The sequence below is a fragment of the Halopseudomonas sp. SMJS2 genome (assembly GCF_029866945.1).
GTDB classification, from domain to species: domain Bacteria; phylum Pseudomonadota; class Gammaproteobacteria; order Pseudomonadales; family Pseudomonadaceae; genus Halopseudomonas; species Halopseudomonas bauzanensis.
In genome coordinates, this window is the sequence record NZ_CP123445.1 from 1,520,816 (window position 1) to 1,545,949 (window position 25,134).

The 25,134-nt window shown below is 59.6% G+C and carries 21 protein-coding genes, 3 tRNA genes and 1 pseudogene; 17 read left to right on the forward strand and 8 right to left on the reverse strand.

Annotated elements, in window-relative coordinates; all coding sequences use genetic code 11:
• Positions 1-35 precede the first annotated feature (35 nt).
• Entirely contained in the window at positions 36-1,115 is a 1,080-nt protein-coding gene (locus QAO71_RS07150; RefSeq protein WP_280165566.1) for a 3-deoxy-7-phosphoheptulonate synthase, read from the reverse strand.
• A gap of 249 nt (positions 1,116-1,364) precedes the next feature.
• On the opposite strand from QAO71_RS07150, the gene QAO71_RS07155 reads away from it, so the two are divergent.
• Positions 1,365-2,318, forward strand: coding sequence for a putative 2-dehydropantoate 2-reductase (locus QAO71_RS07155; protein WP_280165567.1), 954 nt, complete (start codon positions 1,365-1,367; stop codon positions 2,316-2,318).
• Between the two features lie 179 nt (positions 2,319-2,497).
• Positions 2,498-3,472, forward strand: a complete 975-nt coding sequence (gene cysB, locus QAO71_RS07160) for an HTH-type transcriptional regulator CysB (protein WP_280165568.1) — start codon at positions 2,498-2,500, stop codon at positions 3,470-3,472.
• A gap of 56 nt (positions 3,473-3,528) precedes the next feature.
• On the opposite strand, the gene QAO71_RS07165 is transcribed toward cysB, so the two are convergent.
• Complete coding sequence (locus QAO71_RS07165) at positions 3,529-4,263, reverse strand: phosphoadenylyl-sulfate reductase (protein ID WP_136869859.1); 735 nt, start codon at positions 4,261-4,263, stop codon at positions 3,529-3,531.
• Positions 4,264-4,471: 208 nt separating this feature from the next.
• On the opposite strand from QAO71_RS07165, the gene thrH reads away from it, so the two are divergent.
• Positions 4,472-5,089 (forward strand): bifunctional phosphoserine phosphatase/homoserine phosphotransferase ThrH, encoded by a 618-nt coding sequence (thrH, locus tag QAO71_RS07170; RefSeq protein WP_136869860.1) that lies wholly within the window; start codon positions 4,472-4,474, stop codon positions 5,087-5,089.
• Positions 5,090-5,256: 167 nt separating this feature from the next.
• On the opposite strand, the gene pabB is transcribed toward thrH, so the two are convergent.
• Genes pabB through QAO71_RS07185 form a run of 3 tightly spaced genes read right to left on the reverse strand, consistent with a single transcriptional unit; the run spans position 5,257 to position 9,146 of the window.
• A complete protein-coding gene (pabB, locus tag QAO71_RS07175; RefSeq protein ID WP_280165569.1) occupies positions 5,257-6,597 on the reverse strand; it encodes an aminodeoxychorismate synthase component I in 1,341 nt (446 codons plus the stop codon).
• Positions 6,594-7,607, reverse strand: a complete 1,014-nt coding sequence (locus tag QAO71_RS07180) for an alpha-L-glutamate ligase-like protein (protein ID WP_280165570.1) — start codon at positions 7,605-7,607, stop codon at positions 6,594-6,596. Before QAO71_RS07180 ends, pabB begins: the two co-directional genes overlap by 4 nt.
• A 9-nt stretch (positions 7,608-7,616) precedes the next feature.
• Positions 7,617-9,146, reverse strand: coding sequence for an inactive transglutaminase family protein (locus QAO71_RS07185; protein ID WP_036992360.1), 1,530 nt, complete (start codon positions 9,144-9,146; stop codon positions 7,617-7,619).
• Positions 9,147-9,388: 242 nt separating this feature from the next.
• Between QAO71_RS07185 and QAO71_RS07190 the strand changes: the two genes are divergently transcribed.
• From QAO71_RS07190 to QAO71_RS07215, 6 genes are all read left to right on the forward strand, one after another.
• Positions 9,389-10,099, forward strand: coding sequence for a GntR family transcriptional regulator (locus QAO71_RS07190; RefSeq protein WP_036992358.1), 711 nt, complete (start codon positions 9,389-9,391; stop codon positions 10,097-10,099).
• Positions 10,096-10,980 (forward strand): methylisocitrate lyase, encoded by an 885-nt coding sequence (prpB, locus tag QAO71_RS07195; RefSeq protein ID WP_280165571.1) that lies wholly within the window; start codon positions 10,096-10,098, stop codon positions 10,978-10,980. The genes QAO71_RS07190 and prpB overlap by 4 nt, the downstream gene beginning before the upstream one ends.
• 51 nt (positions 10,981-11,031) lie before the next feature.
• Complete coding sequence (gene prpC, locus QAO71_RS07200; RefSeq protein WP_074779886.1) at positions 11,032-12,192, forward strand: 2-methylcitrate synthase; 1,161 nt, start codon at positions 11,032-11,034, stop codon at positions 12,190-12,192.
• Positions 12,192-14,801, forward strand: a complete 2,610-nt coding sequence (gene acnD / locus QAO71_RS07205; protein ID WP_280165572.1) for a Fe/S-dependent 2-methylisocitrate dehydratase AcnD — start codon at positions 12,192-12,194, stop codon at positions 14,799-14,801. The genes prpC and acnD overlap by 1 nt, the downstream gene beginning before the upstream one ends.
• Positions 14,802-14,857: 56 nt before the next feature.
• Positions 14,858-16,045: a 2-methylaconitate cis-trans isomerase PrpF gene (prpF, locus tag QAO71_RS07210; protein ID WP_280165573.1), complete on the forward strand. Its 1,188-nt coding sequence runs from the start codon at positions 14,858-14,860 to the stop codon at positions 16,043-16,045.
• 82 nt (positions 16,046-16,127) lie between these two features.
• Positions 16,128-16,916 carry an SDR family oxidoreductase gene (locus QAO71_RS07215; protein ID WP_280165574.1) on the forward strand — a complete coding sequence of 263 codons (789 nt, stop codon included), beginning with the start codon at positions 16,128-16,130 and terminating at the stop codon, positions 16,914-16,916.
• A 27-nt stretch (positions 16,917-16,943) separates the two neighbouring features.
• Here QAO71_RS07215 and folD read toward each other — a convergent pair whose 3' ends face one another.
• The gene (gene folD / locus QAO71_RS07220; protein ID WP_280165575.1) at positions 16,944-17,798 is read right to left on the reverse strand and encodes a bifunctional methylenetetrahydrofolate dehydrogenase/methenyltetrahydrofolate cyclohydrolase FolD; all 855 of its coding nucleotides are present in this window, start codon (positions 17,796-17,798) and stop codon (positions 16,944-16,946) included.
• Positions 17,799-18,038: 240 nt separating this feature from the next.
• On the opposite strand from folD, the gene QAO71_RS07225 reads away from it, so the two are divergent.
• From QAO71_RS07225 to QAO71_RS07235, 3 genes are all read left to right on the forward strand, one after another.
• A tRNA-Arg gene (locus tag QAO71_RS07225) sits at positions 18,039-18,115 on the forward strand.
• A gap of 51 nt (positions 18,116-18,166) precedes the next feature.
• Positions 18,167-18,242, forward strand: a tRNA-His gene (locus tag QAO71_RS07230).
• 56 nt (positions 18,243-18,298) lie between these two features.
• Positions 18,299-18,383: transfer RNA gene (locus tag QAO71_RS07235), tRNA-Leu, on the forward strand.
• Between the two features lie 13 nt (positions 18,384-18,396).
• On the opposite strand, the gene QAO71_RS07240 is transcribed toward QAO71_RS07235, so the two are convergent.
• Positions 18,397-18,771: a low affinity iron permease family protein gene (locus QAO71_RS07240; RefSeq protein ID WP_036992344.1), complete on the reverse strand. Its 375-nt coding sequence runs from the start codon at positions 18,769-18,771 to the stop codon at positions 18,397-18,399.
• A gap of 212 nt (positions 18,772-18,983) precedes the next feature.
• Here QAO71_RS07240 and QAO71_RS07245 point away from each other — a divergent pair, with 212 nt between their 5' ends.
• The 3 genes from QAO71_RS07245 (at position 18,984) to QAO71_RS07255 (ending at position 21,127) form a co-directional block, all read left to right on the forward strand.
• Complete coding sequence (locus tag QAO71_RS07245; protein WP_036992343.1) at positions 18,984-19,421, forward strand: YqaA family protein; 438 nt, start codon at positions 18,984-18,986, stop codon at positions 19,419-19,421.
• A 142-nt stretch (positions 19,422-19,563) separates the two neighbouring features.
• Positions 19,564-20,196 carry a c-type cytochrome gene (locus QAO71_RS07250; protein WP_280165576.1) on the forward strand — a complete coding sequence of 211 codons (633 nt, stop codon included), beginning with the start codon at positions 19,564-19,566 and terminating at the stop codon, positions 20,194-20,196.
• A gap of 10 nt (positions 20,197-20,206) precedes the next feature.
• Complete coding sequence (locus QAO71_RS07255; RefSeq protein ID WP_280165577.1) at positions 20,207-21,127, forward strand: c-type cytochrome; 921 nt, start codon at positions 20,207-20,209, stop codon at positions 21,125-21,127.
• A gap of 40 nt (positions 21,128-21,167) precedes the next feature.
• Here QAO71_RS07255 and QAO71_RS07260 read toward each other — a convergent pair whose 3' ends face one another.
• A complete protein-coding gene (locus QAO71_RS07260; protein ID WP_280165578.1) occupies positions 21,168-22,553 on the reverse strand; it encodes an iron-containing redox enzyme family protein in 1,386 nt (461 codons plus the stop codon).
• Positions 22,554-22,918: 365 nt separating this feature from the next.
• On the opposite strand from QAO71_RS07260, the pseudogene tig reads away from it, so the two are divergent.
• A pseudogene (tig, locus tag QAO71_RS07265) lies at positions 22,919-24,261 on the forward strand (trigger factor).
• Positions 24,262-24,394: 133 nt separating this feature from the next.
• On the forward strand, positions 24,395-25,036 hold the full coding sequence (clpP, locus tag QAO71_RS07270; protein WP_036992338.1) for an ATP-dependent Clp endopeptidase proteolytic subunit ClpP: 642 nt from the start codon (positions 24,395-24,397) through the stop codon (positions 25,034-25,036).
• Positions 25,037-25,134: the final 98 nt, after the last annotated feature.

Below are 25,134 nucleotides of genomic sequence, written 5' to 3' on the forward strand. Positions count from 1 at the left end.
CGCCGCGGCGGGGTTTTTCATGCTTGTCTGCAGTATCAGTGGCCGCGCTTGCGGGTCCGCAGGGCATCGCCAATCTTCGTGTGCATGCTGCGCACCGCCTGGACCGTGGTATCCCAGTCGATGCAGGCGTCGGTGATGGAAACACCATATTCCAGTTGCGACAGATCCTTGTTGATCGACTGACTGCCCCAGCCGATGTGGCTTTCGACCATCAGGCCGACGATTGACTGGTTGCCCTCGACGATCTGGTTGGCGACGTTATCCATGACCAGCGGCTGCAGGGCCGGATCCTTGTTGGAGTTGGCATGGCTGCAGTCGATCATGATGTTCGGCTGGATGGCGGCCTTTTCCAGTTCCTTCTCGCAGAGCGCGACGCTGACCGAGTCGTAATTGGGCTTGCCGTTGCCGCCGCGCAATACCACGTGGCCGTAGCGGTTGCCGCGAGTGGTGACAATGGATACCTGGCCTTCATGGTTGATGCCCATGAAGCGGTGCGGGCTGGCGGTGGACTGCAGAGCGTTGATCGCCACGCCCAGATTGCCATCTGTACCGTTCTTGAAACCGACCGCCGAGGACAGGCCGGAGGCCAGTTCGCGATGGGTTTGGGATTCGGTGGTGCGCGCGCCGATGGCCGACCAGGAGATCAGGTCCTGCAGATACTGCGGGGAGATCGGGTCCAGCGCCTCGGTGGCGGTGGGCAGGCCCATGTCGGTCAGATCGCACAGCAACTGACGACCGATATGCAGGCCATCCTCGATCTTGAACGAGTCATCCAGGTAGGGATCGTTGATCAAACCCTTCCAGCCGACGGTGGTGCGCGGCTTCTCGAAGTACACCCGCATGACCAGATACAGGCTGTCGCTGACTTCTTCAGCAAGGGCCTTCAGGCGCCGGGCATAATCCTTGGCGGCTTCCACGTCGTGGATGGAGCAGGGCCCGATGACGATGAAGATGCGGTGATCCTTGCCATCCAGAATGTCACGAATGACCTGCCGGCTTTCCACGATGGTGGCGTGTGCGGCATCGCTCATGGGGATCCTGGCCTTGAGTTGGGCAGGGGTAATCATCACTTCGTTGGAAGCAACGTTCAGATCATTAATAGGTAAATCGGCCATCTTTCTTCCCAGCGTGTCTTTCGGCCACCAACCGGTCGGCCTTCTTAATAGTGGCCGACAGCTTAAAGCATGGATGGCGGCTGCGGCTACCCTGTCGGCAGGCGATTGGTGCGATTGAACGCAAACCAGGTGCTCTGGACAGGGTGGCGGCTAGCTTTGTCGCCTTGCCGACTGTTGTCGGCCGCACCCAGCGTTTACCATGGCCAGCATATCTGACTATTTCGCGCATCGTTAAAACAAGAGGTAAGCATGCAACAGGTAAAACCGCGTATCGGCATCATTGGCACCGGCGCCATCGGTGGCTTCTATGGCTTGATGCTAGCCCGGGCGGGCCATGACGTGCATTTTCTGCTGCGCAGTGAGTATCCGGCGGTCCGGGAGCACGGCATTACCGTGGAAAGTCGTGTCCATGGTGAACTGAATCTGCATCCGGTCCAGGCATACGCCGATGCGGCCGATATGCCGCCCTGTGATTGGCTGTTGGTCGGCGCCAAGTCCACATCCAATGAATCCCTGGCTCCGCTCATCGCTCGCGCCGCGGCGCCGGGTGCGCGGGTGGTGCTATTGCAGAATGGCTTGAACAATGAGCAGCAACTGCGTGAGCTGCTGCCGGCTGATCTGCATCTGATCGGTGGGCTGTGCTATGTGTGTCTGTACCGCAAGGCCCCGGGCGTGGTGGTGCATCAGGACAACGGCATGATCGATCTGGCCTACCATTCAGGGCCAGCCGCCGAAGCGGAGCGCCAGGAAATTATCAGCGCCGGGGCGGCCATGTTCCGTGAGACGGGGCTCAAGGCGCGGGAAATGGGTGGTCTGGACAGCGCCCGCTGGCAGAAACTGATCTGGAACGCACCCTTCAATGGTGTGTCGGTCATTCTCAATGCGGGAACGCAGGCGTTGCTGGCCAACGAATCCAGCCGCCAGCTGATCAGGGAGCTGATGCAGGAGGTGGTGAATGCAGCTGAAGCCTGTGGCCACAGCATGCCTGAGGCGCTGGCGGACAAGCTGCTGATCGGCACGCAGCGCATTCCCGACTATCTGCCCAGCATGTATCACGACTGGCTGCACAAACGGCCCATGGAGCTGGACGCGCTCTATGGCGAGGCATTGAAGCTGGCTGCCGAAGCCGGTTGCAGCATGCCGCGGACCGAGGCGCTGTTGCAGATGCTGCGGTTTGTCGAGGCGGGCTATCTGGCTGAGTAACCGAGCCACCTGACGGGTTCGCCTCGGCTCTGGGGCGAACCCGCTGGACCGGCGGTAACGTCAATCTCGTGCGTGACCTTTCTTGTTGGGCTTTTTGGTCTAACATCAGGCGTGTATCTATGAATCTGGTTATAAACGGTTCATGATATTCAGCTTGATCCAACAGGAGGGGTATCTCGATGAAATTGCAGCAGCTTCGCTACATCTGGGAAGTGGCGCACCACGACCTCAACGTGTCCGCGACGGCGCAGAGCCTGTATACCTCTCAACCCGGGATCAGCAAACAGATCCGTCTGCTCGAAGATGAGCTGGGCGTAGAAGTGTTTTCCCGCAGCGGAAAACATCTGACACGGGTCACCCCGGCTGGCGAGAAGATCATCGAGACAGCGGGGGAAATTCTGCGCAAGTGCGAAAGCATCAAGCAGATCGCCCAGGAATTCAGTCATGAGTGCAAGGGCGTGCTGACGCTCTCCACCACTCATACCCAGGCGCGTTATGCCCTGCCACCAGTAATCAGCCGTTTCATGCAACGTTATCCCGATGTGGCGCTGAACATGCATCAGGGCACGCCCACCCAGATCAGCGAAATGGCGGTCAATGGCACTGCTGACTTCGCCATTGCCACCGAGGGCATGGAGCTGTTCAACGAGCTGGTGATGATGCCGTGTTACCGCTGGAACCGCTGCGTGATCGTACCCAAGGGCCACCCGCTGACCGAGGTCGGCAAACTGACCCTGGAAGTCCTCAGTGAGCAGCCGCTGGTGACCTATGTGTTCGGTTTCACCGGTCGCTCCAAGCTGGATGATGCCTTCAACCATCAGGGGCTGGCGCCCAAGGTGGTTTTCACCGCCGCCGACGCTGACGTGATCAAGACCTATGTGCGGCTGGGGCTGGGCGTAGGGATCGTGGCGAAGATGGCAGTGGACCCGAAGATCGATGATGATCTGGTGGTACTGGATGCAAGCCACCTGTTCGAGTCCAGCGTGACTCACCTGGGCTTTCGCCGCGGCACCTTTCTGCGCGGGTTCATGTATGACTTCATCGAAGAGTTTGCTCCGCACCTGACCCGGGAACGGATAGAAGAGGTGCTGCAGTGCCAGAGCAGGCAGGAAATCGAAGCGTTGTTTGCGGCGGTGGAATTGCCGGTTTATTGAGTTTGATCGGGAGCCGAGGCGTGCGCTGCACGCCATCGGCCGCTAGCTGCCGCTCATCAGCTCTTGACGATCAGATTGCCCGCATGCAGCCCGCATTCCTTCTGCGTTGCCTCTTCCCACCACCAGCGGCCCTCACGCTCATGCTGGTTCGGCAGCACCGGACGGGTGCAGGGTTCGCAGCCGATGCTGACGAAGCCGCGCTCGTGCAGGCTGTTATAGGGGATTTCCAGCATGCGGATGTAGTTCCATACATCCTCGCTGCTGTAGTTGGCCAGCGGGTTGAACTTGATCAGCTGTTTGCCGGCAGTTGAGAAGGCGCCGTCGATTTCCACCACGGGCACATTGCTGCGGGTGCCGGGGCTCTGGTCACGGCGCTGGCCGGTAATCCAGGCGTCCACCGTCGCCAGCTTGCGGCGTAGCGGGGCAATCTTGCGGATGCCGCAGCACTCGCCATGGCCGCTTTCGTAGAAATCGAACAGGCCCTTTTCCTTTACATAGGCTTCCAGCGCCTGCTGATCCGGGGATAGCACTTCCAGCTGAATGCCGTAGTGTTTGCGCACCTCTTCCAGAAAACGATAGGTTTCCGGATGCAGGCGGCCGGTGTCCAGGGTGAAGACCTTGAGGTTCGGGTTGATCTTCCAGGCCATATCCAGCACGACGATATCATCCGCGCCGCTGAAGGACAGCCAGAGATCATCGAAATGCTCAAAGGCCAGTTTCAGAATATCCTGCGGCGACTTGCTCGCATATTCCGCAGCCAGGGTTTCAACATCGAACAGATTGGTGGACATCAGGCTCTCCCGCGATGCGGCCCTGCATGCGGGCCATCTTTAATCGCGGCATTTTAACAAGCACTGCTTAGCACTTCTGCTTTTATTTAGTTATAGTTTTATGCCCTTTGGCTATCAATCTCCGGTGTTCGGTCGGCTCGCCGTTGCGCCCCGCAAGCGGAGCCGGTAGATTGTTGCGCCAGTTCAATCACTGCTTCAGGAGTACTCTGTGGAAATCGCCTGCCTTGACCTCGAAGGTGTTCTGGTCCCCGAAATCTGGATTGCCTTTGCCGAGAAAACCGGTATCGCCGAACTGCGCGCGACCACCAGGGATATCCCGGACTATGACGTGCTGATGAAGCAGCGCCTGCGCATTCTCGATGAGCATGGTCTGAAGCTGTCGGACATTCAGGAAGTGATCGGCACATTGGCGCCGCTGGAAGGCGCAGTGGAGTTCGTCAACTGGCTGCGCGAGCGTTTCCAGGTAGTGATCCTGTCCGATACCTTCTATGAGTTCTCCCAGCCACTGATGCGCCAACTGGGCTTCCCGACGTTGCTGTGCCACAAGCTGGTAACCGATGACAGCGGCCGGGTAGTGGACTATCAATTGCGCCAGAAGGACCCGAAGCGTCAGTCGGTCATCGCGTTGAAGAGCCTGTACTATCGCGTGATCGCCGCTGGCGACTCCTACAACGACACCACCATGCTGGCCGAAGCCCATGCCGGCATCCTGTTCCATGCGCCGGACAACGTCATCGCCGAATTCCCGCAGTTCCCGGCGGTGCAGACGTTCGAGGAGCTGAAACAGGAATTCCTCAAGGCTTCGAATCGCCCGCTGAGTTTGTAACAGCGTCTTCCTGACAGGCCGGGTTCAGTCCCGGCCTGTCGCGTTCCAGGCAGTCAGATTGCCGGAGGCGGATCAACTCGATGTAGTCCTGGGTGTGTCGAGCGTTTCGGCTATGAGCGGGCTCGGCGCAAGGATGGCTGCGAGGCCATAGGTGTAGCGCGGGTGCGCTACACCCCGGTGGTCAAAGTCTCGAGCAGAACCCGAACCTTGGTCAAGCTTTCCTGGTATTCCGCTTCGCCGTCCGAGTCGGCGACTATGCCGCCGCCGCCCCAGCAGTAAAGATGATCATCCTGGTGCACCAGGCTGCGGATGGCGATATTCAGGTCCATTTGCCCCTCGCAGCCGATATAGCCGATGCTGCCGCAATACAGGCTGCGGCGGACTGGCTCCAACTCCTCGATGATCTGCATGGCGCGGATTTTCGGTGCGCCGGTGATCGAGCCGCCGGGAAATGCATTGGTCAGCAGGCTCAGGGCATCGTGGCCTGGCGCAAGCTGGCCGGTGATGCTGCTGACCAGGTGGTGGACGTTGGGGTAGCTTTCGATGCTGAACAGCTCTGGCACCCGTACGCTGCCATAGGCGCAGACGCGGCCCAGATCGTTGCGCAGCAGATCGACGATCATCAGGTTCTCGGCCCGATCCTTGGTGCTGCTGCGCAGCTCATCGGCCAGCGCCTGATCCTCTGTAGGCGTATCGCCGCGCGGCCGCGTGCCCTTGATCGGGCGGGTTTCCACTTGTCCGTCTTCGACCTTGAGAAAGCGCTCCGGCGACAGGCATAACAGGGCGTGATCAGGTGACTCCAGGTAAGCGGCAAAGGGAGTAGGGCAGGCCTGGCGCAGCTGCTGGTAGGCGCTCAGCGGATCACCGTGGCAGGGCGCGGAAAAACGCTGTGCCAGATTGACCTGGTAGCAGTCGCCGGCGTGTATGTAACGCTGGATGCGCTCGAAGGCCTGCTGGTATTGCGGCGCGGACTGTTCGGCGGCGAAGCTGTGTTGCAAGGCAAAGGCACCGGGTTCGCTGATCGGGCCTGCCAGTCGCTCAAGCAGGGCTTTTCGATAATCTGCTTCGACCGAGGGGTGACATACCAGCCAGCGCTGGCGCAGCTGGTTGTCGCTGATCAGGCTCCAGCGATAGAGGCCCAGTTGCAGGTCGGGCAGTTTGATATCGGCCCGGGCCTGCACCGGCAGCTGCTCCAATGCGCGGCCAAAGTCATAACTGACATAACCCAACGCACCGGCGCCAAAGGGCAGTTGCAGCGACTCTGGCCAACGGGCTGGCCCCAGTTCTTGCAATGCCTGGCGCAGGCGGGCGATGGTCTGCTCGCCTGGTTCATTGGCGTGCGGGGTGATCGTCGTCAGCGGGTCTGCGGCGAGGATGCTATAGCGGCCCAATGGGTCACCGCTGGCCGCCGAATCCAGCAGTACGGGCTGGCCCATGCCGCGGATGGCAAGCAGCCCCGGCAGCGGATCGGCGTGCCAGGGCAATTCGGTGATGTGGTAGGGGGTCATGCGTTGAGTTCGGGCTCGACCGGCGCCTCGTCTGCGCTGAGAAAGACTGGTTTGCCGAAATGCTTCTGGGAGAACGCCATGCGCTCTTCCGGGGTTTCGATGATGCCGGCCTTGGCCAGTTCGGCGATGTGTCTTTCCACCTTGTGGCAGCGGTGGGTCAGGCCGGCATCGTTGGCGATCTGGATGTTCAGGCCGGGGCGCGCGTTGAGCTCGAGAATCAGCGGGCCCTGCTTCTCGTCCAGTACCAGGTCCACGCCGATATAACCCAGCCCGGACAGCTCGTAACAGGACGTGGCCAGGCGCATGAAGCCATCCCAGTCGGGCAGTTGCACGCCATCCACCGGATTGGCGGTATCCGGGTGCTTGCTGATCTTGTTGTTCAGCCAGGTGCCCTTGAGCGTGATGCCGGTGGTGAGGTCGACACCGACGCCGATGGCACCCTGGTGCAGGTTAGCCTTGCCGCCGGACTGGCGGGTAGGCAGGCGCAGCATGCCCATGACCGGGTAGCCCATCAGCACGATGATGCGGATGTCCGGTACGCCTTCGTAACTGATGCTTTTGAAGATCGGATCGGGCTTGACCCGGTATTCGATCAGTGCCCGGTCGCGGTGGCCACCCAGCGAATACAACCCGGAGATGATATTGGAAAGGTGGTGTTCGATCTCATCGTGGCTGACGATCTTGCCGGATACAGTCCGGTAACGACCTTCGTAACGGTCGCCGATCACCATGATGCCGTCACCGCCGGCACCCTGAGCCGGCTTGATGACGAAGTCCTTGTGGTTCTCGACCAGCTTGCTGAACTTGCCGATGTCCTTCTCGGTATCAATGACGCCGTACATCTCGGGCACGTTGATCTTGGCGGCGATGGCGCGCTCCTTGGTCAGGATCTTGTCATCTACCACGGGGTACAGATGCCGTTTGTTGTACTTGAGCACGTAGTCGGCGTTACGCCGATTGATGCCCATGACTCCAAAGTCACTAAGCGCTTTCCAGGTCTTCCAGAACATGGCGTCTCCTCAACCTTGCTTGGTCAGCGCCTTGAAGCGCATCAGTTCGGTGAGACGGTAGCCGCGGTAGCGACCCATGGCCAGCATGAAGCCCACCAGTACCAGCAGAATGGCCGGGAAGGTGAATACGAAGTAGGTCAGCTCCGGAATGGTCATCAGCATATGCGACAGCGTGGCCGCGACCAGGGTGCCCAGCGCCACCTTGAAGGAGTGGCCACCGCCACGCTCTTCCCAGTTGATCGACAGACGCTCGATGGTCATGGTCAGGATCACCATGGGGAACAGGGACACGGAGAGGGCGCGTTCGATGCCGAGCTTGTGACTGAACAGACTGATGACCGCAATGATGATCACCACGAAGGTCAGTACGATGGACAAGCGCGGCAGCATCTGCAGCTTCAGATGTTCCAGATAGGAGCGTAGCGACAGACCGAGGGCGGTGATCAGGGTGAACAACACAATACCCCAGCCAACCTGGGTCTCGCGGAAGGCGAGGGCGATCAGTACCGGGGTGAAGGTACCCAGGGTCTGAATGCCGATCAGGTTACGCAATACCAGGATCACCAGCACCCCGATCGGGATCATGATCATCACCTGATAGACCTGCTGCGCCTGCAGGGGCAGGCCATACAGGGAATATTCCAGCAGTGCCGAGGGGCTGTTCTCGGTGGTCATCTTGGCCAGCCGCAGGGCGTTCATCTCGCTGTTGTTGATGGTGAAGCTGACGTTGCCGTTGCGCGCACCTTCCAGAGCGAGCAGCGGCGTGGCGCCGGTCCACCAGACCAGGCGGTTTTCCGGAATGCCCTGTTGGCCGGTTTCCGGGTGGAAGTATAGCCAGCGCTCGCCGTTGTGGCTGCGCAACCAGAGCTCCGGCTCCTGATTGGGGGTGGCTTCCAGACGGATGGTGTGCACCAGCTCCAGCGGAATGCGAGCGTTGGACAGCAGCACGTCAATCACCCGGGCCTTGTCCAGCGCGCTGGTCTGACCGCCCAGCAGCAGCCGGACATTGTCATCGGTGATGTCGTTGACCCGGCGAATGGCCTCGCTGATGAAGGTCTCGATATCCGCGGAATGCTGGCGAATCGGGTTGATCAGCGCATCGGCGGCGATCTGTTCGGGGCCGTCCAGCGGAATCGGCTGGCGCGGGGCCGGTGGTGGGGCTTCGGTGGGTTCGACGCCGTAGCGCTTGGTCAGGACCAGGCGGTAATACAGCGTTTGCGAGCCGCTGGCCCGGCGGGCTGACCAGGTGACCCGGCGGTTGCCGTTCAACTGATTTACGCTGACGCCATAGTTGTTGGAGATGAAGCTTTCATTAAGACCGATGAACTCCTGGTTCAATGGCGGAATGAACAGCTGCGCCTTGACCGGAACGCCGGTGCTGGCGCGGAACTCGACCTTCGCATCCAAGCTCCAGATATCATCCGTTTCATCCTCCCTGACGGGGATATCGAGTACATATATCTGGTAGCCAGTAATCAACAGACCCAGACTGACCATCAGGGCAATCAGGATTTTCAGATGCGTATTGATCGATTGCATAGTGTTCTCAGCAGCAGTTTCGGACAGCTGCTCCATTCCCTGGATGTGGTGGAAAAGGCAGCGTTAGGCAGGCGGAATAGTAGCATGCCAAGCAGACCGGCACCCAGAGCGATAAGTTCCCCTCGATTGTTTTTCAAAAAATTCAGCCATTTAATGGATTGTTGACAATCCGTATCTTTGGAAGGCATGATCTGCCCATAAATTGCAGTGCGACTTACAAAACACAATAAGGTTGTCAACAATTGGCCGAGACTGATCACGCATTACCAGCCGCAACTTTGTCCGACGGCGCCTTCCAGCGTCTGCAGACGGCTATTGTCAAAGGCGAGATCCCGCCGGGTACGCGCATTAGTGAACAATTTCTGTCCACGACCTTCGGTATCAGCCGCGGTCCATTGCGCGAAGCCATCCGCCGCCTTGAAGGGCGCCGCCTGGTAGTACGCGTTCCCCATGCGGGGGTGCGCGTGGTGTCGCTGAGCTACGAAGAGTTGATCGAGCTGTACCACGTGCGCGAGGCGTTGGAAGGCATGGCCTGTCGACTGGCGGCACAGAACATGACCGCCGAAGAGATTGCCAACCTGCGCGATGTGCTGGCCACCCACGAGCGGCACTCAGGCCTCAAGGCCAACGAATCCTATTACCAGCAGGAAGGCGACCTGGATATCCACTTCGTGATCATCCAGGGCAGCAAGAACCGCACGCTCAGCGACATGCTCTGTGGCGACCTGTATCACCTGGTGCGCATGTACCGCTATAAGTTCTCGTCCACGCCCAAGCGCCCGCAGCAGGCATTCGCCGAACATCACCGAATCATCGAAGCCATCGCCGATCGCGATGGTGAACTCGCGGAAATGCTGATGCGCCGTCATATCAGCGCATCCCGCCGCAACATCGAGCGTCGCATGTTGGAACAGCGTGACCTCACCACATCCTCAGGAGGGAGTACCCAATGAACAAGACCCCAGGCCAGCGTTTCCGTGATGCAATTGCCGAAGAACATCCGCTCCAGGTTATCGGTGCGATCAATGCCAACCATGCGCTGCTGGCCAAGCGCGCCGGCTTCAAGGCCATCTACCTGTCCGGTGGCGGCGTGGCGGCAGGCTCGCTGGGCCTGCCTGATCTGGGCATCAATACCCTGGAAGACGTGCTGATCGATGTGCGCCGCATTACCGATGTCTGTGATCTGCCGCTGCTGGTGGATATCGACACCGGCTTTGGCCCCAGCGCCTTCAATATCGAGCGTACGGTCAAGAGTCTGATCAAGGCCGGCGCCGCTGCTGCGCACATCGAGGACCAGGTTGGTGCCAAGCGTTGTGGTCACCGCCCGGGGAAGGAAATTGTTTCCACCGGCGAAATGGTTGATCGGGTCAAGGCCGCTGCTGATGCCAAGACCGATCCGAACTTCTTCCTGATCGCCCGTACCGATGCCATCCAGGCCGAAGGTGTGGAAGCCGCTCTGGAGCGTTGCAAGCGCTACGTTGAGGCCGGTGCCGACGGGATTTTCGCCGAGGCTGCCTACGACCTGCCGACCTACGAGCGTTTCGTCAAGGAACTGGACGTGCCCGTGCTGGCCAACATTACCGAGTTTGGCGCTACGCCGTTGTTTACCCGCGAGGAACTGGCTTCGGTTGGCGTGGCCATCCAGCTGTATCCGCTCTCGGCGTTCCGTGCAGCGAACAAGGCGGCGGAAAATGTCTACAACGCCATCCGCACTGAAGGCCATCAGCAGAATGTAATCGACAGCATGCAGACTCGTAACGAGCTGTATGACCGCATCGGCTACCACGCCTTTGAAGATAAGCTCGACGCACTGTTTGCCGCCGGCAAGAAGTAAAACCGCTAAAGACAATAACAGCCCCGACCGGGTCCAAGTGAGGAGAACGCCATGAGCGCCAACGAATCGACCACCCCGACCTTCAAGCCGAAGAAGTCCGTCGCCCTGAGCGGTACCGCCGCCGGCAATACCGCGCTGTGCACTGTCGGCCGCAGCGGTAACGATCTGCATTACCGTGGCTATGACATTCTCGACATCGCCACTACCTGTGAATTCGAGGAAATCGCCCATCTGCTGGTGCACGGCAAGTTGCCCACGGTGGCTGAGCTGGCCGCGTACAAGACCAAGCTGAAAGCGTTGCGCGGCCTGCCTGCTGCGGTGATGACCGCCCTGGAGCAACTGCCGCCGTCGGCGCACCCGATGGACGTAATGCGTACCGGTGTGTCGGTGCTCGGCTGCCTGACCCCGGAAAAGGACGACCACAACCATCCGGGCGCCCGGGATATCGCCGACAAGCTGATGGCGTCGCTGGGTTCCATGCTGCTGTACTGGTATCACTACAGCCATAACGGCAAATGCATCGATGTGGAAACCGATGATGACTCCATCGGCGGTCACTTCCTGCACCTGCTGCACGGCGAGAAGCCCCGCGATTCCTGGGTGCGCGCCATGCACACCTCGCTGAACCTGTATGCCGAGCACGAATTCAACGCCTCGACCTTTACCAGCCGGGTCATCGCCGGTACCGGTTCGGACATGTTCTCGGCCATCGCCGGCGCCATCGGCGCGCTGCGCGGCCCGAAACACGGCGGTGCGAACGAAGTCGCCTTCGAGATCCAGAAGCGCTACGACAATCCGGACGAGGCAGAAGCCGATATCCGTGAGCGGGTAGGGCGCAAGGAAGTGGTCATCGGCTTCGGTCACCCGGTCTACACCGTTTCCGATCCGCGCAACGAAGTGATCAAGAAAGTTGCCGAGGAGCTGTCCCAGGAGCAGGGCAACAAGAAGATGTACGACATTGCCGAGCGTCTGGAAAGCGTCATGTGGGAAGCCAAGAAGATGTTCCCCAACCTCGACTGGTTCAGCGCCGTGAGTTACCACATGATGGGCGTGCCTACCGCGATGTTCACTCCGTTGTTCGTGATCGCTCGTACTGCCGGCTGGTCAGCGCATGTGATCGAGCAGCGCATCGACGGCAAGATCATCCGCCCGAGCGCCAACTATGTTGGCCCGGAAGATCTGCAGTTCGTGGCGTTGAAGGATCGTAAGTAATGAACACCCAATATCGTGAAAACCTGCCAGGAAGCGACCTGGACTATTACAACGCCCCAGCGGCCGTGGACGCTATCCAGGCCGGAGCATGGGCCAAGCTGCCCTACACCTCGCGGGTGTTGGCTGAGCAACTGGTGCGTCGCTGCGAGCCGGACAAGCTCACCGCGGCGCTGGAGCAGCTGATTTACCGCAAGCGCGACCTGGACTTTCCCTGGTACCCGGCGCGGGTGGTCTGTCATGACATCCTCGGTCAGACCGCGCTGGTGGACCTGGCCGGCCTGCGTGATGCCATCGCCGAGGCCGGTGGTGACCCGGCCAAGGTCAACCCGGTGGTACCTACGCAGTTGATTGTCGACCACTCGCTGGCCGTCGAGCATGCAGGCTTTGACCCGGACGCCTTCGACAAGAACCGCGCCATCGAGGATCGCCGCAACGAGGATCGCTTCCACTTTATCGAGTGGACCAAGACCGCGTTCAAGAACGTCGACGTGATCCCCGCCGGTAACGGCATCATGCACCAGATCAACCTCGAGAAGATGAGCCCGGTAATCCAGGCCCGTGATGGCGTCGCTTTCCCGGATACCTGCGTGGGCACCGATTCCCATACGCCGCACGTTGATGCGCTGGGCGTGATCGCCATTGGAGTGGGTGGCCTGGAAGCGGAAACCGTGATGCTCGGTCGGCCATCGATGATGCGCTTGCCCGACATCGTCGGCGTCAGGCTCACCGGCAAGCGTCAGCCGGGTATCACCGCTACCGATATCGTGCTGGCGCTGACCGAGTTCCTGCGTCAGGAGCGGGTAGTGGGCGCCTATGTCGAGTTCTTCGGTGAAGGTGCCGACAGCCTGACCATCGGTGACCGCGCAACCATCTCCAATATGTGCCCGGAATACGGCGCCACTGCATCGATGTTCTATATCGACCAGCAGACCACCGACTACCTGAAACTGACCGGCCGCGAGCCGGAGCAGGTCGCACTGGTCGAGCAATACGCCAAGACCCTGGGGCTGTGGAGCGATGCGCTGACCACTGCCGAATACGAGCGGGTACTGGAATTCGACCTGTCCACTGTGGAGCGTAATCTGGCTGGCCCGTCCAACCCGCATCGCCGCTTGCCCACGTCGGCATTGGCCGAACGGGGTATTGCTGACGAAGCCAAGTGGGAATCTGGCAAGACAGAAGAAGCACAGGGGCTGATGCCCGATGGTGCGGTAATCATTGCCGCCATCACCAGCTGCACCAACACCTCCAATCCGCGCAACGTGGTTGCCGCCGGGCTGGTCGCCAAGAAAGCCAACGAACTGGGTCTGGTGCGCAAGCCCTGGGTCAAGACTTCCTTTGCTCCGGGCTCCAAAGTCGCCAGGCTGTACCTGGAGGAATCCGGGTTGCTGCCGGAGCTGGAAAAGCTCGGCTTCGGTATCGTCGGTTATGCCTGCACCACCTGTAACGGCATGTCCGGCGCGCTGGATCCGAAAATCCAGCAGGAAATCATCGACCGCGACCTGTACGCCACGGCAGTACTGTCGGGTAACCGCAACTTCGATGGGCGTATTCACCCCTACGCCAAGCAGGCCTTCCTGGCCTCGCCGCCGCTGGTGGTAGCCTATGCCATTGCCGGTACCGTGCGCTTCGATATCGAGCAGGATGTGCTTGGCCGCGACCAGAATGGGCAGCCGGTTACCTTGAAGGACCTGTGGCCGAGCGATGAGGAAATCGACGCCATCGTTGCCTCCAGCGTCAAGCCCGAGCAATTCAAGCAAGTCTACATCCCGATGTTCGATCTGGGCGCTATCGAGGAAGCGGAAAGCCCGCTGTATGACTGGCGGCCGATGTCTACCTACATCCGCCGCCCGCCATACTGGGAAGGTGCGCTGGCCGGTGAGCGGACAATGACCGGTATGCGCCCGCTGGCGATCCTGCCGGACAACATCACTACCGACCACCTGTCGCCGTCCAACGCCATCATGATGGACAGCGCCGCGGGTGAGTACCTGCACAAGATGGGCCTGCCGGAGGAAGACTTCAACTCCTACGCCACCCACCGCGGCGATCACCTGACCGCCCAGCGCGCGACTTTCGCCAACCCGAAACTGTTCAACGAGATGGTGTTGAACGACGACGGCAGCGTGAAGCAGGGCTCGCTGGCACGGGTCGAGCCGGAAGGTCAGGTGATGCGTATGTGGGAGGCCATCGAGACCTACATGAACCGCAAGCAGCCGCTAATCATCGTCGCCGGCGCCGACTACGGCCAGGGCTCCAGTCGCGACTGGGCAGCCAAGGGTGTGCGTCTGGCGGGCGTTGAGGCGATTGCCGCTGAAGGCTTCGAGCGTATTCACCGTACCAACCTGATCGGCATGGGCGTACTGCCGCTGGAGTTCAAACCGGGTACCACGCGCAAAACGCTGGAGCTGGACGGCACCGAGACCTACGACGTGGTGGGCACGCCGGCGCCGCGTGCCGAGCTGACGCTGGTGATCAACCGCCAGAACGGCGAGCGGGTTGAAGTCCCCATGACCTGCCGACTGGACAGCGATGAGGAAGTCACTGTGTACGAAGCGGGTGGTGTACTGCAGCGGTTTGCTCAGGACTTTCTGGAAGGAAAGGTGTAACGACCAGGAGAGTCCCTCTCTCTTCCGGGAGAGGGGGATTCCAACAGGAGCAAGCAATGACCCAGGCAACACAGATCAAGATCCCCGCCACCTATATGCGTGGCGGTACCAGCAAGGGCGTGTTTTTCCGCCTGCAAGACTTGCCGGCCTCCTGTCAGGTGCCCGGCGAAGCGCGTAATCAGTTGTTCATGCGGGTGATCGGCAGCCCTGATCCCTATGCTGCCCACATTGATGGCATGGGCGGTGCGACATCCAGCACCAGCAAATGCGTGATCCTGTCAAAAAGCAGCCAGCCGGATCACGATGTCGACTACCTCTACGGCCAGGTCTCCATCGACAGCCCCTTCGTCGACTGGAGCGGTAACTGTGGCAACCTGTCTACGGCGGCGGGTGCCTTTGCCATCCATGCCGGGCTGGTCGATCCGGCGCGTATTCCGGACAACGGCACCTGCACGGTACGGGTCTGGCAAGCCAACATTGGCAAGACCATCATCGCCCACGTGCCGGTCACCAATGGCCAGGTACAGGAGCTGGGTGATTTCGAATTGGATGGAGTGACCTTTCCCGCAGCGGAAATCGTGCTGGAATTCATCGACCCGTCGGAAGATGACGGCGAGGGCGGTTCCATGTTCCCCACCGGTAATCTTGTGGACGAGCTTGAGGTACCGGGTATCGGCACGCTGCAGGCGACCATGATCACTGCGGGCATCCCAACGGTATTCGTCAACGCCGAGGATATTGGCTATCAGGGCACTGAGCTGCGCGAAGATATCAATGGCAATCCCGAGGCGCTGGCGCGTTTCGAGGCGATTCGGGTGGCCGGCGCTCTGCGCATGGGGCTGATCAACAATCCAGAGGAAGCGGCCAAGCGTCAACATACGCCAAAGATCGCCTTCGTCTCCAAACCGAAGGACTATCCGGCCTCCAGTGGCAAGCAGATCCAGGCCAGTGAAATCGATCTGCTGGTGCGGGCGTTGTCCATGGGTAAGCTGCACCACGCCATGATGGGCACCTGCGCGGTGGCGATCGGTACCGCTGCGGCCATTCCGGGCACGCTGGTCAATCTGGCGGCCGGCGGTGGCGAGCGTGAATCGATACGCTTCGGGCATCCGTCAGGCACGCTGCGGGTGGGCGCGCAGGCCAGTCAAGTGAATGGCAGTTGGACGGTGAACAAGGCCATCATGAGCCGCAGTGCACGGATTCTCATGGAAGGTTGGGTGCGGGTGCCCGACGGCACCTGTTGAAAGCCGTGCAAGGCGGGCCGGATACGTTAAGCTGAGATGCATCGAACCCTTGAACCGGGTGTCACTATCATGGGAGTCAACGATGGATCTGAATTTAGCTGGAAAACGAGCCCTGGTCGGCGGGGCCAGCCAGGGATTGGGCGCCGCTTGCGCGCGGCAACTGGCGTTGCAGGGAGCGGAGGTTATCGCCCTGGCCCGCAGTGAAGAAAAACTGTCCGAGGTGGTCGAGCAACTGCCGACCGCCGAAGGACAAAAGCATGGCTACATCTGTGTTGACTCGGGTGATTTGCCAGCGCTGGCGGTAGCGGTGCAAGCGGAGGTCGACCGGGGTGGGCCTATCTGTATCTGGGTCAATAACACCGGTGGTCCGGCGCCGGGGCCGGCGCATCTGGCGGCAACAGAAAGCTACGCAGCGGCATTCAATCAACACCTGCTGAGCAGCCAGACCTTACTGCATTTGCTGTTGCCAGGCATGCGCGAGCTTAATTACGGCCGCATCATCAATGTGCTTTCGACCTCAGTAAAGACCCCGCTCCCTAATCTGGGAGTATCCAACAGCATACGCGCGGCCATGGCCAACTGGGCGAAGACCCTTGCTACGGAGCTGGCGGGGGAGGGAGTGACAGTCAACAACGTATTGCCGGGGCTGACGCGTACCGCGCGTCTTGAGGGCTTGCTGACCTTCCGCGCTGAAGCGGCCGGCAAAACCGAGCAGGAAGTGGAGCAGGCGTTGCTGCAGACCATTCCGGCCCGGCGTTTTGCCGAGCCGGAGGAGTTCGCCAATGCGGTGGGTTTTCTCGCATCACCGGCGGCGGCCTTCATCAACGGCATCAACCTGCCGGTAGACGGTGGCGCGACCGCCAGCCTGTAGCAAGGCAAGCAGGGCCAAAGGCCCTGCTCAGCTGTGCAGCTTCTCGCAAGCGATGAGGGTGTTTTCCAGCAGGCAGGCGCGGGTCATGGGGCCGACGCCGCCGGGGACGGGAGTGATCCAGGCGGCGCGTTCGGCAGCCGCTTCGAAGTCCACATCGCCGCGTAGCCGGCCATCCTCCATGCGGTTGATGCCCACGTCGATGACGATCGCACCGGGTTTGATCCATTCCCCCTTGACCAGGCCGGGCTTGCCAACTGCCACCACCACCAGGTCGGAACGGCGTACATGCTCCTCCAGATCGCTGGTGAAGCGGTGGGCCACCGTGGTGGTGCAACCAGCCAGCAGCAGCTCCAGAGCCATCGGGCGACCAACGATATTGGAAGCACCCACCACGGTGGCGTTCAGACCGTAGGGGCTGACACCGGTGCTTTTCAGCAGACGGATAATGCCGAGCGGGGTGCAGGGACGCAGCAGCGGCATGCGCTGGGCCAGGCGGCCGATGTTGTAGGGGTGGAAACCGTCCACATCCTTGTCCGGGCGAATACGTTCGAGCAGCAGTGATGAGTCGAGGTGCGCCGGCAACGGCAGCTGAACCAGAATGCCGTCGATGTCCGAATCCTCATTAAGGGTATCGATCAACTGCAACAGGTCTTCCTGAGCAGTATCGGCCGGCAGATCATGGGAGCGGGAGATAAAGCCGACTTCTTCGCAGTCCTTGCGCTTGTGTGCCACATAAACCTGGGAGGCGGGATCGCTGCCGACCAGAATGACCGCGAGGCCGGGGATACGCAGACCTTGTTCGCGGCGCTGGTTGACCTTATCGGCGATTTCGCGCCGGAGATTGGCGGCAATCTGTTTGCCATCGATCAGTTGGGCTTTCATGATGTTCCTGGGAAGTGCATAGAATGCGGCAATTGTCGCATGCGGCGGGGCGTTGGCAAAAGAGCGGTAGGGTGTGGATTCTTAACTTACTCAAATATTTGAAAAAAATGTGAATTCATCGTTGACGGGGAGATAGGGGCTGAGTATTATTCGCCCCGCTTCACAAACACAACGAAGTCGGTTTGGAAGGCGATTCAGGCTCCAGCATTTCAAGCCTTCGGGATTGACAATGTGTATACGGCGCCCGTAGCTCAGTTGGATAGAGCACCCGCCTTCTAAGCGGGTGGTCGCAGGTTCGAATCCTGCCGGGCGCGCCAAGCGCATATGGTATGGTTCTGCGAAGTCGTGTTAGTGTTGCTGCTGTAATGGTGGGCGTAGCTCAGTCGGTAGAGCACAGGATTGTGGCTCCTGGTGTCGTGGGTTCGATCCCCATCGTCCACCCCATTTCAGCAAAAACGCCAGGCAATCAGCCTGGCGTTTTTGTATCTGTAGCCTGTTTTGCGGATGTGGTGGAATTGGTAGACACACCAGATTTAGGTTCTGGCGCCGCAAGGTGTGGGAGTTCGAGTCTCCCCATCCGCACCATTTCAGTTTTTCCTCATTGCTGGTCGCCATTCTTGCGGCCCAGCTCGACGTATTCCTCGCGTAGTGCTTTAAGCTCCTTTGCGTTTCGATCTTCCAGCGACAACAAATGATCGTGCGCGCCGCGGGTGGCATGCAGCAATTCATCCAGCTTGATATGGATCTCGTCCGTGTCTCGGTTCTGAGTGTTCTGGATCAGAAAGACCATCAGGAAGGTAACAATTGTCGTGCTGGTATTGATGATCAGTTGCCAGGTGTCGTTAAAGCCCCACAGGGGACCGCTGGCCGCCCATACGGCTATGCCGGCAATGGCGAGCGTAAAGGCCGGGGCGCTGCCGGCTTTGTCGGCAAGCCATTGGGATGCGCATTCAAATATTCCTTTCTTGGTCATCTGTGCACCATGAGTGTTATGACGATAATTTATTGACCACTGCTCCGTCATATTTATCCGGGTATCTTGCTCGCTTCCGCCAGCAGCCTATCGGGCAAGTATGGCGCGCGGCTGAGTAGTGGTTGCACCTATACTGTCGGCGTAACCAAATAATCATGCGTTGCCGGTAGCGTTGCGAAGCTGCGCCAGCTATGCCCTGTGAAGAGAGTGATATGTGGGAGATGTCGGGCTATCTGGGCCTATTCTTTGCTGCCTTCGTCGCGGCGACCTTTTTACCGATGCAGTCGGAAGTGGTGCTCGTTGCATTGCAGTTGGCGGGTAATCATTCGCTGGGATTGCTATTGCTGGTCGCCACCGTTGGCAATGTATTGGGTTCGGTGGTGAATTGGCTGCTTGGGCGCTATATCGAGCGCTGGCAAGACAGGCGCTGGTTTCCGGTGTCGGCCGACAAGCTGCACAAGGCGCAATCCGCCTATCAGCGCTACGGATACTGGTCGCTGCTTCTCAGTTGGGCGCCATTGATCGGCGACCCTCTTACGTTGGCTGCCGGTGTCATGCGTGAGCCGTTCTGGCGTTTCCTGCTGTTGGTCACCCTGGCCAAGGGCGGGCGTTATCTTATACTGGTCGCAGGTACTGCCTGGTTCGGATAAGCCTTATTCCTTGCTGGAATAAGCATATTCCTTTCCGTGACAATCTGCCGCGGCCGGCGTAATATCCTTGTCTTTCCTAATGTTATTAACGGTTCGAGCCTGATGGGTGCGGTACCGTTTGGTTTTCTTGGGAGTAGGGAGCATGAAAAAGCGTAATCTCGCGGCCGGCCTGTTGGCCTGTATATGGGTGGCATCAGTGCAGGCGGACCCCAGTGCGGATGTATACACCAAGGGCGGCGCGAATCCGGCTGCGCTTGCCTGTCTCACTTGTCATGGGGCTGATGGGATGGGCATGGCGGCGGCGGGTTTTCCGCGGCTGGCGGGCCTGTCGGCCGAGTACATGAAGAAGCAGTTGCTGGACTTTCAGTCCGGCTCGCGGGCCCACTCGGTCATGTTGCCAATAGCCAGTGCACTGACGGAGGGAGAAATGCAGAGCGTTTCCCTCTATATAGAGCAGATGACGACCCCCGACTACCCGCGGATCAATCGCAGTGCGGAGGCCACTTCGGTGGGCGAGCGGTTGGCGCTGCGAGGAGCCTGGGAGCGCAACATTCCGGAATGTGTGGCCTGCCATGGTCCGGGCGGGGTGGGCGTAGGTGCGGCATTTCCGCCCTTGGCTGGACAGTCTTCGGCCTATTTGAGCTCGCAGCTGATAGCCTGGAAAAAGGGCACCCGGACGAATGATCCCAATGACCTGATGGGTCATATAGCCAAAAGCCTGACCGATGATGAGGTCAAGGCGGTATCCGATTATTTTTCCGGCCTGGGTCAGTGAGGAAGCGAATATGAAAATCTATCTGGCCATTGCCGCGACCCTGATTGCACTGCCTGTTGCCGCTCAAGCTCCCGTTGCCATGGATGATCAGTCGCAACTGGCACCATCAGTCCAGCCGCCCGCCGGCGCGGATTATTTTCAGCCGCCGCTCGAAAGCGAGCTGCCGGATAATGCGTTTGGGGCGCTGGTGCGCGAAGGGCGGGCGATCTTTGTGGACACCCGTAATCGAGCACCGGAGCATGTTGGCAACGGTATGAACTGCACCAACTGCCATCTCGACCAGGGGCGCAAGGCCAATTCAGCTCCGTTGTGGGGCGCTTATCCCATGTACCCGGCCTACCGTTCGAAGAATGACAAGGTCAATACCTATGTGGAGCGCATGCAGGGTTGCTTCCAGTTCAGCATGGACGGTACGGCTCCGGCCGCTGACAGCCATATCATGAATGCCCTGTCGGCCTATTCCTACTGGCTGTCTACCGGTGCGCCTACCGGTGAAGTGCAACCGGGGCGTGCTTACCCCAAGGTGCCGGAGCCTGAGGGTGGGTACGATCTCGCGCAGGGGCGGCAGGTATATGAGGAGCAGTGTGCCATCTGTCACGGTGATGAAGGCCAGGGGCAGAAGTCAGGAGAGGATTTTGTCTTTCCGCCCCTGTGGGGGAAAGAGTCCTTCAACTGGGGCGCCGGCATGCATCGAATCAATACGGCAGCTGATTTCATCAAGGAAAGCATGCCGCTGGGCAAGGGTGGGTCGCTCACCGATGAACAGGCATGGAATGTTGCCGCGTTCATGAACAGCCATGAGCGGCCGCAAGATCCGCGCTTGATTGATGGTTCGGTTGAGGAAACCCGCAAGAAATACCACGCAAATGACGGCGTCAACCTCTATGGCGTCGAGGTCAACGGCGTGGTGCTGGGGCAGGGGACTGACTGATCCTGATGCTCGCTGACCACTCGGCCAGCGAGCAATGGAGTCAGGCCTGAAGTTTGTTAAATAGCCGGGTTGCGAGCAATCCGGCTGGCTTGTAGTGATGAGCCGGCGACATCAACTGAATCAGGCGACGGGTTCTCGACGCACCATCCAGTGTTCGTAATTCCTTTTCCAGTATTTGTTGCTCGGCACTGAAATCGCCGGCCCTTGCGCTGTTGTCCTGGCTCTGATTGTGGGCAGGCTGGACAAACTTTTTCGGCCGATTGGGCTGATCATTGATCAGCCATTCCCCAGCAATCCAATCATGCAGCAGCTGCAGCTCGTAGTGGCTGAATACGCCGAACATGGGTGCGCGATTGCCTTGCACCAGTTGCCAGAAACGGCTCTGCGCCGGGTCTTCGTCGCGCTGAATCCAGCCTCGCTTTTCCAGGGCAGCGAGGAAATCTCCGATCTGTCCCTGCTGATTCAGCCATTCATTGATGGTGCGGCCTTCTATCCGACAGAAATCCGAGTGCATGTTGCGCGCGACCAGGGCCTTCTGTTCAAGCACTCGGTATAGCTCCTGTTCCAGGCAGAAGCTGTTGATGATGTCGGTCGACGACAGGGCGAGGTCATTCAGCAGGTAGCCAAGCCGAACCCGTCGGTAAAACGTCTGGGCATCGCCGGTCACCGGCAGGTTGTCCAAAACGGCGCTCGCCGCCTTGTGTGCATGGCCGGTGTCGGCGTTGTCGATGGTGACGTGCAGCTGGAAGTAATAGGGGTCGATCCCCAGCTCGTTGAGCTCATAGGTGGTAATCAGCAGGTGCAGCGGCAGCTGCTCGTACCCCAGGTTATAGCCAATCAGTTCCGGCAAGAAGTCCTGTGCCAGATGCCCCAGTGCCAGTTGTTGGGCGCCCTGGACGAAATGGCTGGCTGGCAGCGATTCGATGTCTTCCAGCTCATGCTGTGCCAGTAATTGCTTGTACAGCACAACATGGTTCTGCTCGGGCTCGCCTTCGCCGAGTTCCTCCAGGTAAGTGCGTACCAGGGCGTGCAGGCGCAGGTCCTGCCATTGGGGCAGAACACCGTACAGCCAGGAACCGTCCACCAGTTTGGTTGGTGCGACCCCGCGAAGGAAGAACAGTGCCTGGGAGCGGTTGGCAAAGTAGCGCCGGGGTTGGCCCTGTTTGCGGGTGTCCAGATACTGCCTGTAGGCCTGGGTGGTCCGGGCATTGCCATCAATGACCCATTGATGGAGATCCTCGGGCGAATCGGGCAGGTCGCATTTCAGTTTCGCTGCCTTTTTCAATTGTTCCTGCAGAAAGTTGCGTGCGACAGCCAGATACTGCTCCGGGGTCTGCTGCAGCCCCCGATAGAGTTCGATGGGGCTCGATAGGGATAAATGCGTTGCGACTGCTTGTGATGGGGTGGGGGAGCTCAACGTTGGCATGCCTTTATCCTGTTCAGGGCCAGACGGGCGAGATGACATGCCGTGAATCGAGCCGGCATATATCTCCGCCTGCGGCTGCGTCGAATAGTTATAGATATCGAGCGGTTGCGGCTGAAAAAATTCAATGAAAGGTTGAGGTTTCGGTTGAGTGGTAACGAAACCGGGGCCAGGTGATAATTTTGTGACCCGACAGGTGGTCGATTGCCCGGCGGCGGCGTATGCTGCCCGGTCAGGCCGCGCGCCACCCAACCGTTTGCGAAGGCAGGGAAAGAAGAGCGCGCCGGCAAGGATGACTTCTGTTGCACAAGCGACTAGAATGTCCGCCTTTTATTCATTCATCATTGTCTGTTCAACGAGGACTCTACATGCAAGTTTCGGTTGAAACCATCTCCGGCCTTGAGCGCCGCATGACTGTTGGCATCCCTGCCGAGCGCATCGAAAACGAAGTCAACAAGCGCCTGCAGCAGACCGCTGGCCGTGCACGTGTTGATGGTTTCCGTCCGGGCAAGGTGCCGATGAGCGTGATTCGCAAGCGCTTTGGTGCATCTGCACGTCAGGAAGTCATCGGTGAAGTGATTCAGTCTTCCTTTTATGAAGCCATCGTTCAGGAAAAACTGAACCCCGCCGCGCGCCGAGCGTTGAGCCCAAGTCGCTGGACGAAGGCAAGGACTTCGAATACATCGCCACCTTCGAGGTATACCCCGAAGTGACTCTGGGCGATTTCGCCGACATCGAAGTCGAGCGCATCGATTCCGAAGTGACCGACGCCGATCTGGAAAACATGCTGGAAATCCTGCGCAAGCAGCACACCGGCTATGCCGCTGTGGAACGCGCTGCCGAAGACGGCGACCAGCTGACCATCGACTTCACTGGTCGCATCGATGGCGAAGCCTTCCAGGGCGGTACCGCCAGCAACACCAAGCTGGTACTGGGCTCCGGCCGCATGATCCCGGGCTTCGAAGACGGCCTGGTCGGCGCCAAGGCTGGCGAGACTCGCACTATCAGCGTCACCTTCCCTGAGGACTACCAGAACCTGGATCTGGCCAACAAGGCTGCCGAGTTCGAAATCGTCGTCCACGAAGTGGCTGCTGCCGAGCTGCCCGAGCTGAATGACGAGTTCTTCGCCCGTTTCGGCGTTGAAGAAGGCGGCATCGAAGGCTTCCGCACCGAAGTGCGCAAGAACATGGAGCGCGAGCTGCGCCAGGCGATCAAGACCAAGACCAAGAATCAGGTCATGGACGGTCTGCTGAAGACCAACGAAATCGACGTGCCCAAGGCGCTGATCAGCAGCGAGATCGATCGTCTGCGCGAGCAGGCTGTTCAGCAGTTCGGTGGTGCCAATATCGACCCGAGCCAGCTGCCGGCAGAACTGTTCGAAGAACAGGCCAAGCGCCGTGTATCCCTCGGTCTGATCGTTGCTGAAATCGTCAAGCAGAACGACATCAAACCGGACAGCGATCGTGTACGTGCCATGGTCGAAGACCTGGCCTCCGCCTATCAGGAGCCGGAGCAGGTGGTGAACTGGTACATGCAGAACGAGCAGCAGCTTGCCGAAATCCAGTCTGTTGTGCTGGAAGAGCAAGTCGTGGATACTGTGTTGCAGAAGGCCAAGGTGACCGACAAGCAGGTTGCCTACGAAGATGCCGTCAAGCCGGCTCAGCCTGATCAGGTTGAAGACGACGAAGCGGAAAGCAGCTCTGACGAATAATTTTCGTCATTGATCTTGCGCAGCACACTGAGCCAGCCTTCGGGCTGGCTCAATGCTTATGGAAACCCCGAAAACGGCTGCGGCATGGGCTCGGGGTTTTACGCGACAGGCTAAATCGGAGTGACACCAGAGCATGATTCATAACAGCTATACCGGTTTACCGCCGGAAATTCAGGCCGCGGGCGGTCTGGTGCCCATGGTTGTCGAGCAGTCGGCACGGGGCGAACGTTCCTACGACATCTATTCGCGTCTGCTCAAGGAGCGGGTGATCTTCCTGGTCGGTCAGGTCGAAGACTACATGGCCAACCTGGTGGTGGCTCAGCTGCTGTTTCTCGAGTCGGAAAACCCCGACAAGGACATTCACCTGTATATCAACTCGCCAGGCGGATCGGTGACGGCGGGCATGGCGATCTATGACACCATGCAGTTCATCAAGCCAAACGTCAGCACGCTGTGCATCGGTCAGGCCTGCAGCATGGGTGCCTTCCTGCTGGCCGGCGGTGCCGAAGGCAAGCGGTTTGCGCTGCCCCATTCGCGGGTAATGATCCACCAGCCGCTCGGTGGCTTCCAGGGGCAGGCATCGGATATCGAAATCCATGCCCGTGAGATCCTCTATATCCGCGAACGCCTGAACAAGGTGCTGGCCCATCATACCGGCCAGCCGCTGGATGTGATTGCCCGCGACACCGATCGTGACCGCTTCATGAGCGCCGCCGAGGCGGTGGAATATGGTCTGATCGACCAGATGCTGGAAAGCCGTCCCGTTGCCGAGTAACGGCTGACGCACCGTTTAACGGCCCGGGCAATACGTCCGGGCCTTTCCATGTTCAGCCTGCCTGACCGGCGTGCCGGTGCGGGTGATCGGATTGCACT